This is a genomic window from Acidisoma sp. S159 (genome assembly GCF_009766125.1).
Taxonomy (GTDB): domain Bacteria; phylum Pseudomonadota; class Alphaproteobacteria; order Acetobacterales; family Acetobacteraceae; genus Acidisoma.
Genome location: NZ_LMUG01000065.1, coordinates 14,591 through 29,522, shown reverse-complemented (window position 1 = coordinate 29,522; position 14,932 = coordinate 14,591). Strand labels below are relative to the sequence as shown.

11 protein-coding genes are annotated in these 14,932 nt (G+C 57.2%); 3 read left to right on the top strand and 8 right to left on the bottom strand.

All coding sequences use genetic code 11. From position 1 onward, the window contains the following. Positions 1–478: 478 nt before the first annotated feature. On the bottom strand, positions 479–634 hold the full coding sequence (locus tag GSQ92_RS22415) for a hypothetical protein (RefSeq protein WP_159014040.1): 156 nt from the start codon (positions 632–634) through the stop codon (positions 479–481). 234 nt (positions 635–868) lie between these two features. Between GSQ92_RS22415 and GSQ92_RS22410 the strand changes: the two genes are divergently transcribed. The 3 genes from GSQ92_RS22410 (at position 869) to GSQ92_RS22400 (ending at position 5,973) form a co-directional block, all read left to right on the top strand. Then, the gene (locus GSQ92_RS22410) at positions 869–2,743 is read left to right on the top strand and encodes a calcium-binding protein (RefSeq protein WP_159014039.1); all 1,875 of its coding nucleotides are present in this window, start codon (positions 869–871) and stop codon (positions 2,741–2,743) included. 232 nt (positions 2,744–2,975) lie between these two features. After that, complete coding sequence (locus tag GSQ92_RS22405) at positions 2,976–4,205, top strand: glycosyltransferase family 4 protein (RefSeq protein WP_159014038.1); 1,230 nt, start codon at positions 2,976–2,978, stop codon at positions 4,203–4,205. Between the two features lie 16 nt (positions 4,206–4,221). After that, a complete protein-coding gene (locus tag GSQ92_RS22400; RefSeq protein ID WP_159014037.1) occupies positions 4,222–5,973 on the top strand; it encodes a tetratricopeptide repeat protein in 1,752 nt (583 codons plus the stop codon). A 44-nt stretch (positions 5,974–6,017) separates the two neighbouring features. Here the strand turns inward: GSQ92_RS22400 and GSQ92_RS22395 are convergent, their stop codons facing one another. The 7 genes from GSQ92_RS22395 to pdxA form a co-directional block, all read right to left on the bottom strand. Beyond that, a complete protein-coding gene (locus GSQ92_RS22395; protein ID WP_159014036.1) occupies positions 6,018–6,749 on the bottom strand; it encodes a class I SAM-dependent methyltransferase in 732 nt (243 codons plus the stop codon). A gap of 193 nt (positions 6,750–6,942) precedes the next feature. Further along, a complete protein-coding gene (locus GSQ92_RS22390) occupies positions 6,943–8,445 on the bottom strand; it encodes an FkbM family methyltransferase (protein ID WP_159014035.1) in 1,503 nt (500 codons plus the stop codon). Further along, entirely contained in the window at positions 8,445–10,817 is a 2,373-nt protein-coding gene (locus GSQ92_RS22385) for a glycosyltransferase (RefSeq protein WP_216856912.1), read from the bottom strand. Before GSQ92_RS22385 ends, GSQ92_RS22390 begins: the two co-directional genes overlap by 1 nt. Before the next feature lie 232 nt (positions 10,818–11,049). Further along, positions 11,050–12,597: a sulfotransferase family protein gene (locus GSQ92_RS22380; protein ID WP_159014033.1), complete on the bottom strand. Its 1,548-nt coding sequence runs from the start codon at positions 12,595–12,597 to the stop codon at positions 11,050–11,052. A 160-nt stretch (positions 12,598–12,757) separates the two neighbouring features. Beyond that, entirely contained in the window at positions 12,758–13,123 is a 366-nt protein-coding gene (locus GSQ92_RS22375) for a cupin domain-containing protein (RefSeq protein ID WP_159014086.1), read from the bottom strand. Between the two features lie 107 nt (positions 13,124–13,230). Next, the gene (locus tag GSQ92_RS22370) at positions 13,231–13,833 is read right to left on the bottom strand and encodes a 4-hydroxythreonine-4-phosphate dehydrogenase (protein ID WP_254066667.1); all 603 of its coding nucleotides are present in this window, start codon (positions 13,831–13,833) and stop codon (positions 13,231–13,233) included. Continuing rightward, complete coding sequence (pdxA, locus tag GSQ92_RS22365) at positions 13,830–14,834, bottom strand: 4-hydroxythreonine-4-phosphate dehydrogenase PdxA (RefSeq protein WP_159014032.1); 1,005 nt, start codon at positions 14,832–14,834, stop codon at positions 13,830–13,832. The genes GSQ92_RS22370 and pdxA overlap by 4 nt, the downstream gene beginning before the upstream one ends. Between the last annotated feature and the right edge of the window lie 98 nt (positions 14,835–14,932).

The window sequence follows — 14,932 nt, the reverse complement described above, 5'->3', positions numbered from 1 at the left end:
AAGGCCTTGTTTTGGCCAGCATAGACAAGCTTTCGCGAGGTTGAGAGTGACGTCCCGGTTGGTATAGGCTTGCAGACGGCGCTTTTAGCTGGCTCCCGGAATAGATCGGCCTGTCCGACCCAAAAATCTCGGGCGAGCCCCGGCAGGCTGATCAGCGAGGCACCGGATAGAGCCCAAAGAGATCGCACGGCCGGGACCAAGCCCATGAAAGCCTAGGGTCTTGAGCAGTTTGCTGAGGTTAAAGCTCTTTGCTGACGTTGAGAGTTAGCTAAGAACTCGATTGGGCTCGCCGATCTAGCGTAAGTCCCCAAGGGCATTGTTATAAGCATTAATCATGAAATGATTGCACGTCAAAGAAATTTCCACGACTAAATTGAATATTCAATTGGGTTCTATTAAGGTTCTTTGACATTAATTGCCCGCTTTGACGATAAGTTCGGCAATCGAAAGATAGAATATTTGATGAAAGCAGACCTTATCAGGCGCCTCTGACTATTTTATTTACGCCAACTAAGATATTGCCAAAGCTCCAAATTTGGAGTTTGACGCCTTGCCTCCTCAAGGGGATTTTGCTGCCTTGCAATTTCAATGCCTTGCGAGGCATCTTTTTATATCTGCCTTCGTAGGTATTCATCGCCGAACCTTCCTTTTTTGATCTAGCACCGTTTTCTTGACTGGATTAAGCTAACTATAATGGGCTGGGAGGAAGTTAGGTCGACCATGTAGAAGTAGGCATAGCGCTCGGGAGTTCCTCGGGGGCTACTTTGAGCGGCATCCTCCCATGCCGTTGTGGCCCGTGCCTGCAGTTCAAACCCACTCACCCAATAGCCGCTCAATCCACTAACCCGTCTGCATAGGAATTTGCCCCATGGCTACATTTGTCTTCGATGGCACCCAAGATGTTGTTTTAGTTGCGGGCAGCGGATTTGATCCCGCAACCGATACTGTCAGTATTGCCAACCACGTCTTGACCGGCGCCACTTTCACGCCGGCACCCGGCCTCGCAACTGGCTCGCTCGTATTTACCGCAGCAGACGGTACGACGCTGACGTTGAACAACGTCACCCCGGATACCCTGCAAGCTGATGGGACCTTGACGTCCACTCTGGGCACGGTCGACCTCGGTAGTTCAACCGCCGTAGGCGGAGCCCCGCTGAACGGGAACTTATCGGTTGGGTATTTTGTTCCGCCGGTCGGAACACCGGCTGATACAATAAACCAAACCGGCACTGGCGGCACCAGCTTTGGTGGTGACGGCGCCAATGGTATCAATGCCTCTACCGCGACCGCCGGGCAGCTCATTTATGGTGGAACTGGACTAACTGATACCATCGATGTTGCCGACTCCATCGCCGGAAGCAATTTCGCCGATACGATTTATGGCAATGGCGGCGACGACTTCATTGCTGGCGGGGCGGGTGCCGATTCCATCAATGGAGGCGCTGGCGACGATGTTATCACTGGCCCCGACGATCTTAATACCCCCGGTTTGCTCACGGCCTCCTTCACAACGGGCGCCGTTCTCTATGGCGCTTCGGGCAACGATATTATCAGCGCAGGTCCCTCGAGCGCCGTTGTTGGCGGTATCACGCTAACCGGCGCCGGTTCGACTTCGACGGATGGTATCACGATCTTTGGCGGGAGTGGCATCTCTGATAGCACAGACGGCAACGACACTCTCACCGGCGGCACCGGCGCCGATACCATCTATGGCAATGCCGGTAACGACATCATCGCCGGCGGCGGCGGCGCCGACTCTATCAATGGCGGCCTCGGTAACGACATAATCTCGGGTAACTTCGACACTCCGGTTGCCGGCGCCCTCTCTTCGACCGCAATCATTGCTGGGGCTACAGGCAATGACAGCATTACCTCCTCGGGATCGCAAGGCGTAACGATCTTCGGTGGAAGCGGCATTACCGACAGCTCGGACGGAGCTGACACCATTACCGGTGGTGTCGGTGCGGATACGATCTATGGCAATGGCGGCGACGACATCATCGCTGGCGGCGGTGGTGCCGACTCCATCAATGGGGGTGCCGGCAACGACACCATCAGCGGCAACTTCGACGACTCGGTCGCCGCCGACACCGTTTCGGGCGCACAGATTATCGGATCGAGCGGCGGCGACAGCATCGATGCCGGTGGGTCACTGCAGGGCCTGACGATCTTCGGTGGTAGCGGCACTACTGACACCGCAGATGGGGCAGACAGTCTCGTCGGAGGCCAAGGCAGCGACAGCATCTTTGGCAATGGCGGTGACGACGTCATCCTCACCAATGGCGGTGCGGATATCGTCAATGGGGGCGTCGGCAACGACATTCTCTTCGACAATGGCTTCGGTCGGGCCCAATTGACCGGAGCGGGCGGTGATAACGTCTTCGCGTTTGGTGCGACTGCCGCAAGTGGCGCAGTGCCGGCTCTCACCTACGGTGGAACGACGACGGCACATGCGACGATCACCGACTTCACGCAGGGGTCGGATTCCATCGACGTCGGCGAGACGGTGACCTCGGTCCTGGCCTCCTCCAGCGTGGCTGCCCTGCAGTCGGCGTCTCTTGGAGTTGGGCAGGTCGCCTATGCTCCTGACGGCAGTGGCAATGAGTTGGTTGGTTGGGTTACTCAGACCGCTGGTAGCCCCCCGGTGGGCGGCACTGCCAATACGTTCATTGCCCTTAAGGACTCCAGCGTCGCCCTGGGGACTTCGGACTTCACGCACGGAACAACGCCGCTGGTCAGCTGAGGCGTTTTTGGGGCGGCTTCGGCCGCCTCTAATTCTCGTCTGCCAGTAAGTTGCCGTTAAGGCGCGGATAGCCCAGTTTAGAAGATCTCTAATAGAGGCTTCACCCTTGATAGGGGTGAAGCCTCTATTCATTCGCGGTGCCAGCCACACCTCCGCCGTGTCGGATGCACCCCATCTCCTCTCGGCTCGGCAAGCGCACGGCGAGCCTAACGTGCCGCCATAGGTGCTCGTCTTGAATATCCTGTTCCTCCATCCGAACATGCCCGGGCAGTTCAAACACTTGGCGCCGGCCTTGGCGCGCAATCCAGCGAACCGCGTCGTCTTCGTGACAAAGCGATCAGATGTTGAAGTAGCGGGCGTGGAACGCGTCACCTACAAGCCGCCACGCGAGGTACACCCCACGACCCATCCTTATCTTCAGCGCTACGAGAATGCCGTCCTGCACGGCCAGCAGGTGGTTCGCGTCGGATTGACGCTCCAAAAGCGCGGCTTTGCCCCTGATCTGGTGGTGGCTCATTCGGGATGGGGTGATTCCCTTTTTATAAAAGATGTCTTCCCCACAGCGAAATTGGTGAACTACGCGGAGTTCTACTATTCCGCGCACGGTGCGGATGCTGGGTTCGGGGAGGCCGCGCCCCTCGACATCGATCGAATTTGCCGCATCCGTGTGCGGAACTCGCACTTACTGCAGGCCTTGCAAAGCTGCGATCGCGCCATCACGCCTACGCAATGGCAGAGGGATCTCCATCCAGCCGAATTTCTCGGAAAACTATCTGTCATCTTCGACGGCATCGACACCCAGATGATGAGTCCGGATGCTTCGGCTCATTTTACACTTCAAGATGGTCGTCGCTTGACGGCCGCGGATGAGGTCATCACCTACGTCTCCAGGAATCTCGAGCCCTATCGCGGCTTTCCTACGTTTATGAAAGCCCTGCCGGAAATCCTTTATCGCCGACCATCCGCGCAGGTCCTCGTGGTCGGGGGTGATGAGGTTTCCTATAGCCCTGCCGCACCGGAGGGAAAGACTTGGAAGCAAACCATGCTCGAAACGATCAGCCTGGATCTGAGTCGTGTGCATTTCTTGGGGCGCGTCCCTTACCAGTCCTTCAAAGCTATCTTGCAAATCTCATCAGTGCACATCTATCTCACTGTGCCCTTCATCCTTTCCTGGTCCTGTGTAGAGGCTCTGTCAGCGGGGTGCATCGTTGTCGGATCGCGCACACCCCCCGTGGAAGAATTCATCGAGGATGGTCGCAACGGTTTCATGGTGGATTTTTTTGATTCAGACGCGCTGACCCGGCAGGTCGATCATGTTCTGACCTATCGCGAGATTCTGGGAAATATCCGAAAGCGAGCTCGAGAAACGGTATTGGCCCAATATAGCCTGGCCGAGTGCTTACCCCGGCAGCTAGAGCTGCTACGGAACGTAACGGGCAAGGATTTGCGAGCAGAGCCCTGATCAAGAGCATTGCGCGATGATTAACCTTGTCGACAGGCTGGCCGGGCCATTCTTGAGAGGGGGAAGCATTGGATATGCGGATTACCTAATCAAGCGCGGCAAGCCCCAGCGCGCCTTCACTATGCTCGCACGCGGCGCAAAAGCTGGAAAGCAGGAGGCTCGCTATCGCGTCGGTTGCGCTTATGCTGACGGCACGGGCGTGCCGGTCAACCACGCTAACGCCGCATACTGGCTCAAGCTTGCCGCCGATGCCGGCCATCTCGCTGCGAAAGTCAAACTCGCTGGCCTTTATCTTCATGGCGCCATCCCGATGCAGGGCGATGAAGCGCCCGTCGCCGATCTATTTGCGACCCGTACCAAACTGCAGCCCGATTATGTCAAGGCGCAATATTGGGCGCAGTTGGCGGCGGAGGAGGGACAGCCCGATGCGCAAGCCCTCCTCGGCACGGTACTCTCCCTCGGTCCTGAAGAGATGCGCGATCAAACCGCAGCGGAGGAATGGTATCGCCGCGCTGCTGAAGGCGGCAGTGCTCAAGGTCACCTAGGATATGGCCGTGCGCTAATGAGCGGCGAGCGCAGCGACGCGCGGCTGCGTGAGGCCGCCGTTCACATAACGAAGGCCGCAGATGCGGGCCTGCCCGTCGCGATACATTTGCTTGGCGTAATGCTTCATCATGGGATTGGTGTGGCTCCCGATCTCCTTCGCGGCGTTCACTTCTATAAGCAGGCGGCCGAGCTCGGCCTTCGCGCTGGCCAAGCCAGCTGGGGTTTGGCGCTTATGGAAGGAGTCGGAGTTAAGAAGGATCTGCAAAACGGCGAATCCTGGCTGCGACGAGCAGCCTTGGGAGGAGATGCCGATGCCGCGGCACGGTTGGGAGATCTCTACGTCAAACCCGGTCCTCTACCTCCCAATTATGGTGAAGCCGCGATCTGGTTCTCACGCGCCGCCGAAGGTGGCCATGCGGGCGCTGCGCGCATGTTGGGGCAATTGTACCGCACAGGTTCTGGCGTGGCCCAGGACGTGAGGGTGGCGAAGGAATGGTTCCGCCACTCCGCCGAGCTCGGCGATCAGGCGTCCCAGGTCGAATTCGCGAAGCTTGCGATAAATGACAATGCCGCGCCCGAGGAAAAACTCCTCGTCCGCGATTGGTTCGGATCGCGGGCCAGGAAGGGTGATCCTTTGGCGGCCTATAACTTCGGCATTTGCCTAGCCCGTGGCGTGGGCGGCGAACGCGACGACAACGAGGCTGTCATCTGGTTGCGCAAAGCGGCCGACTCCGTGCCTAAGGCGCAATATTGGTACGGCCTTATGCTCGCTCAGGGCCGCGGCATCTCGGTTGATCTGGTTGAAGCGCGTGCCTGGTACAGCCGTGCAGCAGAGAATGGGCTCGCTGAAGCTCAAGTAGCGTTGGCAGAATTTTACCTCGATGGTCGCGGCGGAAAGCGTGACCATCCAGCCGCACTGGAGTTGTTCAAGTTAGCCGCTGAGCAAGGCCTCGTCGGCGCGATGTTCGCACTTGGTGCCATGCATGGTGGCGGACATGATATTCAGGCAGATCGTGTGACTGCCCAAGCCTGGTATCTGAAGGCGGCCGAGAAGGGCCATCCGCATGCGCAACTCATGCTAGGTCGCTACTTCGCGCGCGGGCTTGCGGGAACCACTGACCTAGCAAAAGCAAGGCTTTGGCTGGAAAAGGCCGCGGCCAAAGGTATCCCCCAAGCCGAAAAGGACCTTGTCCAGCTCATGGAAACTGTGTCAGGCCCGTAGAGACCATCTGATGTCGGCCTGCGCGTAACACGTTTCTCCAACGCTCATAAATGTAGAGCAATATCCTCGAAGGTCTTCAGTTTGGCTGTGGAAATGACGCCAAGCTCCTCCGATAATTTGTCTAATCCCATCGTCTCCAAGCTCAGGTTAGAGAACTCATCAACGATCGCGCGGTAGCCGTTTTCCAAGACGCTGGAGGCCGGATCTAGATTTGTGATGAGGATGAGGCCCGTTGGCGGCGCATCCACCGCAATGATGTGTAGATCCGGCCGCAGCCTACGCAGGATCACCGGCACCTTCCAGACATCCCCTGCCCACCAATGCGGATGGTTGGCGTCTTTCCGAATGTCACTGTCGCTTTCGTAGCGGCTGGTATAGCGCACGTCAGGCGGTAGGCAATCGTGCAGCGCTATGATGGAATGCTTTCCACAGAGTTTCTCCGTATTGTAGAAGTCTCGCAGAAGAAACTCAAAGAGATGCATGCCGTCGAGGAATGCGAATTCGACCTCACCACCAATAATCGGTATTATATCGACCGATTTGAAAAACCTGTCGCTCGGCATTTGGTAGAAGAAGCAAGCTGGCTTCGCGCCTATGATATTTGAGGTGATATGGAATTTGGGATCGACCGCGACTGAAACGCACTTTGCCAGGATCAGCGAGCCGCCGGTGCGGGTGCCAATCTCAAGGTAGGTGCGCGGGTTGATGGTCTCGTGGACCCGTTTCATCACGTCGTAGTAGTGATCGCCCCTGTGATCCTCGATTTGCGTTGTCATACCTAGCATTGCCCGTCGTCCTGCTACTTGCCACTGAGGTTGGCACAACCGCTGCTCGGGTCAAGCTCCCAAGATATCCATGTGGCGATTGGCCACGCACTCGTTCATGCCAATTACATAGCATGGCTTCCGGGGCTTGATGACTAACCGCCCGCATCACCAAGACTGTATACGCAACGATTGACGAACCAGTTTACCGTTTGAGTAGACGTCCGACTGCGCGGAGCGGCTTAGTCACCCGCCATGACGTGGACATATAGACCGCTTGCAGCCTTCTTTCCGTATCAGATGGCTCTTCCAGAGCAATCCTGTGCTCAGACGACACGCTCCTCTTTCGAGAGCTTGGATCGCCTTCACGTTGCGCCTCAAGCCAGCTATGGATCACCGACAACTCCTCGCTTACTGCATAGGCTGGGCCCAGGGCGCGCCGTAGCGACAGGTTCTCGCCCTGCAACTGACTGGTCGACGCTAGAAGCCGCCGGTTCTCGTGTCGAAGATCCTCGATGTCATTCACCAAGCGGCTATTCGCCGCGTCCATTGCCTGCAATCTTGCCATCAACAACTCGAACCGCAGCTCCGCGGGCACCAACTCATTCCCGGGCGCCACTGGCTCAGACGATTTCACGACGGATTGTCCGGGGGTTGCTGTCGCGTTTTCCTCTCGGGAAACTTGTTCCAGGGCTTGCTCTGACATTGGTTGCAACCTCCTTCGCTGTCCTTGGCTGAGCGGCATTGGACCTGCAGCGAGTATGGCCAGCAGCTCATCCATTTTGCCCCGTATTGACGCAAGCGCGACTTCACGAGCGAAGTGGGCCGCCGTCGATGATTGATGCGAAGCTCGTATCAAATGTCGGTTGTGCTGGTTCAGATCAGAGGTCGTGGCTACAAGCACCCCTCGCTCGGACTCGAGACTATGCACATATGTCTCGGCATCCGCAAAGTTTGTCTTAAGAGATGCATTCGCATCTCTCAGAGCGGCAACCTCCGCAGGGATGAAGTTGTCAAATACATTTGGCGGCATGGTCGCGTCCGCCGGAACGACAAACTCCTTCTCAGCGAAGATGTCATTGAGGCCATCAAAATGAATTTGGCGATAGCCGAGTTTCTCCAGATCGTGCTTGATGTTGGTTGGTCGACGTTCAGAGGTCTGTGGAAGCGTTGCTTCAACCATAACGATAGATGGCCTGTAGGTCGACCAATCGTTCCCGAGAAGCACACGTTCCTCGAATCCCTCAACATCGACCTTCAACACGTCGATATGTGCTGGCTGCGCCTCTTCAAAAACGTCCTTGAGCGTCGAGGTGACGACATTATGCCGTATAACCTTGAAGCCCTTGTCAACAGAGGCCGCGGCCTGCTTCTCATCACATGTTGAAAGGCCAGTATTTTCGACTTCGAAGAAGACGATGTGCTGCCCGCCGACGTCAGACAAAGCACGCTGCATGTTTCGATCTCGGGGACGGTGCTCCTTCAACAGCTTGAAGTAATGTTCATTGGGCTCAATGTTGATTCCGGTCCAGCCCAACATATAGAGGCTATAGAAGTCGTTCCCCAAGCACGGATGCTCGGCGCCGACATCCACAAAAAAGCCATCCACTTTTCTAGAGAATATCCGACGGATAAGGACGTCCTCGTAGTTTATACTGTACGAAACGAATGGTTTTTCGCAATCTAGCTCGGGCAACTGATTGCTCATCAGAAGCCTTCAATCATGCGGAGGCGTTTCAATTGACGGCTAGAGACAGATTCTTGTCCGTAGGACGCTCGAATATGCGCCCTGGCAGCGCGTACCTTCCGCGCGACATTGTCACCACCCGCAAACACCTCACGCATTTGCCAAGCGGCGTGGTCGACGTCTGCATCAGCCCAGTGTTGTCCATCGTGAAATGGATAATCCCCGTCTTTCACGGGGATTAGCTTGTAGTCCACCGGGTAGCCCGTTTCCGGCGAAACTAATTCGGTCGTAGCAGAATAATCTGTCGAGATCGCAGGCTTGCCGAGCACCATAGCCTCGGCAATCAGCAGGCCTAGGCCTTCGCTCCGATGCAGCGAGACGACAGCATCGCAGGTGGAGATTAGAGCAAGCGTGGTCTCCCGCGACAGAGTCTGTTCGATCAGAATTACGTCGGGGTTCTCCCGCAAACTGTCACGCAGAGCTTGAGACTGCGACTGCGCAACCTCTGCATTTAGGGTCTTTAGCACCAGCATGGCAGGCACTTCCTGACCCTTGCGACGGAAGGCCCGCTTAAATGCCTTAATAACAGCTTGAGGGTTTTTACGCTCTAAAAATGAGAAGTAGTCAAATGCAAAAAAGAATAGAAACTTGTCATTTGGCAAATTGAACTGCGACCGCTCAATGCTTGGCGGCGGCTCAAATTCTAGAGTGAGTGGCATCCTAACGACAGGTTTGTCGATACTGCGCATTAGCATAGTTTGGATAAAGCGGGTAGGAGCCCAAACTTCGTCTACCAGATCAAAGGCGCTCAAACATGCTGCCGGGAGGTTTGAGAGCTCCCAAAACGGCGTCATGATTCGATAAGAATTCGGACGTAGCGCTTCGCCAAGATGGTCGATTACATAGCCGATTTGCTCCGCGTTAATACAGAACAGCTGTATAGAGGCATTGCTTTTCTCGACTAGTAGGGACTCACAACTCACATCACTACGGCTTGAGCTTGAGTTGAGCGAGGTTTCCAAGCCCTTCGCATTTAGGCCAGCGGCAACGAGTGACCTCAGAATAAGCCGTCCCGCCTCACCTAAACCGAGGGCAAGACGTAGATAGCCAATAACATCAATATCGGGTTCGGCAGACGAGCGTCTGGGTGGAGGACGCCGAAGGGGCTTTGTTAGATCGCCGAAGCGTTCTGCCACCGGCTCGACCAAGCGGGGATCCCCAACCAGTTCCTCCCCATACTTCATAAACCAGTTGACGAAATTCTTGGCGCCATCGGGCTGTGAGGGCACAAACGTCTCTTTTAGCCAAGGCTCATTGTCGCGCAAAGTCGTCATGAGGCTTGTGATGCAAGCTGCCGCCGGACCGTGCCACCTTTCCGCGACCGGCAGGCTAAGATATTCCTCATACGTGTCGAACGGATTGCCGGACCATGTGAGGTGGTTCTGCCGAAATGTATCGCGTACGAAATCTGTGACCAACGTGCCCGATCGAAACTTGCCATACGCATAGACGCCAGCGGGAACCGAGCCATGCTCGTTCACTAGCAACCGCTTCGCATAATGTTGCATCAGAGCAAGCAGGTCTTGCCCAATATGGGGATCGCGAAACGCCTCCGTATAGTTCGAAAGTTGCGAAAGGTTCCGTGGATTAAAGCCACTATAGTGAAAGAACCCGAGCGGAACACCATCGACTAACCAGACCTCACCCTCCCTCGTGAGGGATCTCTGCGACAAATTCCAGTAGGCCACATTCATCGTTGTATCGCGTAGAATATGGACATTCGTGGCAAAGCCGGGCACGAGATCCATAAACTTTTGATCGACGAAGATTCCGTGCGCTTGATCATTGATGCATTGGTACTGCAGCCGACGGGCCCACCAGCGCAAGACAAAGTCCGTCTCGGCCCCGGCGCCTACTCCGAGAAAGCCCAAATTATACGTGCCGGCTTGCATGATCCCGATATCATCCGGAAATGCACTTCCCTCTGAAGGCTTGCAGATATGCGGAGTAAGCACAAAGGAGGCGCCTCGGCGCAACGCCGCCATTACACTGTCGAGAGGGCGAAAGATCTCGATATCAGGGTCAAAATATAAGATCAACTCGTGGCCAAGTGACAACAGGTAGCGAATCATGAACGGCTTGAGCGCCGTGTTGAACTCCATGACATCGTATCGGAACGAGAATGCCTCAAACTCCGGAATCGCCAGCGCTGCAGCTGGAATTACAAAGCAGTCAGATGGGTAGAACCCTGGATCGGCAACGAGTGTGTCAGCCAAGCAAATGTAAACTTTGGCTTCTGGGTGGTGAAGGCGGGCGCTATCCACAAAGATTTTGGCCATCGAAACATAGTTGTTCGAACAGATCGTGAATATAGCCGAGTTTCGGTCAGTCACGCCTAATACCTCACACCCAGAATGACAGATTGTACCGGGCTTTAGAGGCCGGGGAAAGTACCTCACACCGGTTTGAGGGCGATTCATCGGCCTTTTGATCGAATGGGAGCGAAAATCCCCATTTAATCGGCGTTATTTATTTGCCACATGCGGCAGCCAAGCGCTAGCCCTTGCCCAAATATTGCCCACCCGCGCCATGGGTATGGTTCCTTTGCTCCGAAAAGACAGGGCGTCAAATCTTCTCCATCGTCTCAGTTTCGTTTTTGACCACTGAGACACCTGATGGTTGCATCAGGTGGTCTGTTTGCACTTTTAACTGTATGGCGCGTCGCTGCCGGAGCTTCTTCGGCAATTGAAACGTCAGACTCCACCAGACTAGCTTAACGCTCCCCCTCAAACTGCGTTTGAAGACCGAAGGGGTCATATTGCCTATTTTTCGCAAAGGCGCAGTTATTCGCCAACTTGTCGAAGACAGGAACCTTGTACGTTCATGCTGAAACTGCGATATTCTCACTTCTGCATTTGATAAACCCGCAAGCAGTACCGCGGATTTGGTTTCTTCCCGAGCGATCCTCTCCGCCACTTGTGCTATCCGATGTACCGCATCGGCGTGTTCTTGTTGTCTTTCTTCATGTTCTCGTTGCCTTTCCGCCGCGCTAATCGCCTCTCTTTCCAGGATCTTTCGAATCTCCTGGTCACGACCGATCAATTGCCCTTCCAAAGCTTCGGCCCGTGCTTGCTCACCTGCTATCGTCTTATAAGCATGCGATATGGCCTCCTCGGCGTGTTCAGCCTGCATTCCGGCCTGCCTAATTTCGGCCTCTAGCCGACGAACCAGACTTTCGAATTGCTCGGCTCGCGTTTCCGCGTCTTTGAGTTCATTCTCTGCACGTCGGCGGGCTTCTCCTGCTCTCGAGCGCATGTACGCCGTAATCGGCGCTGCGCCGCGCTCGATATAGGAAAACTGTTCCCTTATTTCATCACAAGCGGAAGTGGGTGATATCCCATCACGCCTCCACGCAACCATCGCGTCGTAGATTCTATCCGCCAGAACGCTTTGCGGCGCGTACAAGCGCGGGACCGCAGGGTCGCGATAATGGCGTAAGTCGCCATCGAGAAAATTGCTAACTTCATCTGTGATTTCAGGAGAAAATGCGGCAAACTCGACGCCGAGTTCATCGCGTACACGGCGCATTTCAGAAATCCAGTCCTGAAGCAAATCTTGATAGAAGATCGCGCTTCGCGTCATTCTCCTACTATGGAGTTCCGCATCTAGTACGTGCGACGACCATAGCATGAGGCCCTGCTCGATAGACATTTTGTCACGCTTTAAAAGAGAAAGCGCTACCTCGATTGGTGGTCGAATGACAATCAGTGCTTTTCCCGTAACCTGAACTTCGGAAAATATCTGATGCCACAGCGGTAGGAGCCGGCATACCCTAGGATCTTTTAATCCCCATAAGGGCTTGTTCGCGAATTCCTCTTGCACCGTCTGGATAATCCGCTCACGAAACGGAGCAATACGAGGGTCACGGTCCCAGTCTTGCGGTAGGGAGCAGGGGTCGCTCCAGTCGGAATCCAGCATTGCAATGAGTTCATTGTGAATTGGGGCGATGCCAAAATGCTCATAAAATCCTTTCGGGTTATCCTTCATGGCCGGCATGAGATTTGAACCGAGTTCGACGCCCAAACGATACAGCACGCCGGTCGTCGCTGAGGTCCCACTGCGATGCGATCCGAGCACAAGAATCGCGGTGTCGCCAACCTGTCCGTTATCCATCGAAAATTCCATCCCAAAGCGTCGTAGTCCAGCCGGCACCGGCCTTCGCCCTCACCCGGCACTGCCGCGGAGTCGGGCGGGGTGAGGGCTTGCGCCGACTTTAAACTGCGAAGCGTCTACGATGTCACGCGCGTGACCCGCCCGGGCAGCGCGGATTCCGTTATGCGATGCGGCCAAGCTTACGCCGCGTGCGCTCATTTTCGACATTGCCGGTGTTCAGAGTCGTGCCCGGCTCCAGCAGCATGACGTGGCATTCATTGGTCAGCGCCTCCGGCAGGTGTTCGACCCCTCGTGGCACGATGATGAACTCGCCCGGTTCGAGATCGACGCTGCGGTCGCGGAACCCCATGCGCAGGCGCCCCTCAACGACCAGGAACAGCTCGTCCTCGCGCTCGTGATGATGCCAGTGGAAGCGACCCTTGAGCTTGGCGAGCTTGACCTGGAAATCCCCGAGCTCGCCGGCGATCCTGGGGTTCCAATGGTCGGAAAAAGTAGCGAAAGCCTGAGCGAGATTGACCTTGTTCATCGCAGTACCTCTGTGGCTCGGAGGGTGGCGGCGCCTGCGACTGCCTGCGCAGCCCGGAGCTGTGATTTGCACGGCAAGCGCCGATGAGGCCGCGGGAAAGATGCCGTCTAGGGCGGCGGTGCCGATCGTGAAGGCGGCCGCCCCGCCCGCCAGCGCCGCCCTCGACGCGGGCAGGGCGATCGATCGAGCCGGCCACGATCACCGGCTTGTCGACCCCCGGCGCAAATCGCCTTGATCAGCCCTGGCACATCCCCCGCGAAGCGATAGGCCAGCAGGTCGATGCCATGCACCCCGTCATGGGCGCAAAGCCGCCGGACGCTCTCCCGGATTTCGCCGGGACTGCCCTCCAGCCGGCTCGGATAGCCGGCAATGCGGCCGGCGAAAGGACAATAGCGAATGCCGCTGCCCCCCAGGATGGGCAGCACAAGATCGGGCCGTGTGCCGCCGAGCAGGAAATCCACACCCAGTTCGACAGCGACGCGCGCCGACGCGGCTTCGCTGGCCGCATCAAGGCTGACGACCTCTAGATAGAGCGTGCCGCCGCCCGCCCTAATCGCCGCGGCCAAACGATGCAGATCGGCGAGCGGTAAGCCCAAATCCTTGAAGCCGATATGCCGCAGGCCGCTCGCGAGAACCTCCCCCAGCCGGTCCATAGCGTCAGGGACAGTACGATCCGCCCGCGTCAACATGAAGATGAATTCCGCCGTCATGCTGACACGCCTTCGCCTGATGCGGGGTATGCCGTCATGGCGAGGGCCTGGCGCACCGCATAGCGCAGGCTGGCCGGGTCGGCCTTGCCCGTCCCGGCGATGTCGAAGGCCGTGCCGTGATCGACACTGGTCCGCACGAAGGGCAGACCCAGGGTGATATTCACACCGTGATCGAGGCCAAGGTATTTCACGGGGATCAGGCCCTGGTCATGATACTGCGCCACCACGACGTCGAATTCTCCACGCCGCGCGCGCATGAAGACGGTATCGCCTGGCCAGGGTCCGGTGGCATCGATCCCCTCCGCCCGTACCTGAGCGATCGCGGGCGCGATCACCGCTGTCTCTTCGCTGCCGAACAGGCCGCCCTCGCCGGCATGAGGATTGAGCCCGGCGACGGCGACCCGAGGCTGTGCGATGCCGAACCGGCGCGCCGCCGTTTCGGCGAGGCGGATCGCCCGGAGTTCCGCCGCCGGCGTGATGCCGGCTATCACATCGCGCAGCGCGACATGGATCGTGACGAGCACCACCCGCAGTTCGTCATTGGCCAGCATCATCGCAACATCGGCCGTGCCGGCCCGCTCAGCCAGGATCTCAGTGTGGCCGGGATGACAGATACCGGCGGCGCGCAGCGACCCTTTGTGAATGGGCGCCGTGACGATCGCGCGCAGGCTGCCATCCAGCGCCCCGTCGATCGCGCGCTGGATGGCAGCGTGGGCCGCCGCCCCCGCATGCGCATCCACCACGCCATAGGGCACCGCCCCAGGCGGCGTGCCCGCGGCGAGCACATCCATCACGTTGGGAAGACAGGCGGCCTCAGCGACGCCGGTGATGGCCCGAATCGGCAAATCCGCACCAATGACAGCCATGGCGCGCTGCATTATGGCCGCGTCGCCGATTACGATGCAGGGAGCGGGCAGCCCCTCGGCGAAGAGCTTGGCCACAATCTCCGGACCGATGCCGGCGGGATCGCCCATCGTAATACCGACCGGCAGAGGTTTCATGGGAAAGCCTTTCGTCTCGGATGGCGCACCGCCGAACTGTGCGATGCCCTCACGCAAGCGGCGGCTTGCCGCTTGAGGGAAGTGCATTACACGGCATA

Excerpts from the sequence above, each read along its gene's own strand:
- GSQ92_RS22415 (WP_159014040.1), bottom strand. The coding sequence starts at position 634 with ATGAATACCTACGAAGGCAGATATAAAAAGATGCCTCGCAAGGCATTG.
- GSQ92_RS22410 (WP_159014039.1), top strand. The coding sequence starts at position 869 with ATGGCTACATTTGTCTTCGATGGCACCCAAGATGTTGTTTTAGTTGCG.
- GSQ92_RS22400 (WP_159014037.1), top strand. The coding sequence starts at position 4,222 with ATGATTAACCTTGTCGACAGGCTGGCCGGGCCATTCTTGAGAGGGGGA.
- GSQ92_RS22395 (WP_159014036.1), bottom strand. The coding sequence starts at position 6,749 with ATGACAACGCAAATCGAGGATCACAGGGGCGATCACTACTACGACGTG.
- GSQ92_RS22390 (WP_159014035.1), bottom strand. The coding sequence starts at position 8,445 with ATGAGCAATCAGTTGCCCGAGCTAGATTGCGAAAAACCATTCGTTTCG.
- GSQ92_RS22380 (WP_159014033.1), bottom strand. The coding sequence starts at position 12,597 with ATGGATAACGGACAGGTTGGCGACACCGCGATTCTTGTGCTCGGATCG.
- GSQ92_RS22375 (WP_159014086.1), bottom strand. The coding sequence starts at position 13,123 with ATGAACAAGGTCAATCTCGCTCAGGCTTTCGCTACTTTTTCCGACCAT.
- GSQ92_RS22370 (WP_254066667.1), bottom strand. The coding sequence starts at position 13,833 with ATGACGGCGGAATTCATCTTCATGTTGACGCGGGCGGATCGTACTGTC.
- pdxA (WP_159014032.1), bottom strand. The coding sequence starts at position 14,834 with ATGAAACCTCTGCCGGTCGGTATTACGATGGGCGATCCCGCCGGCATC.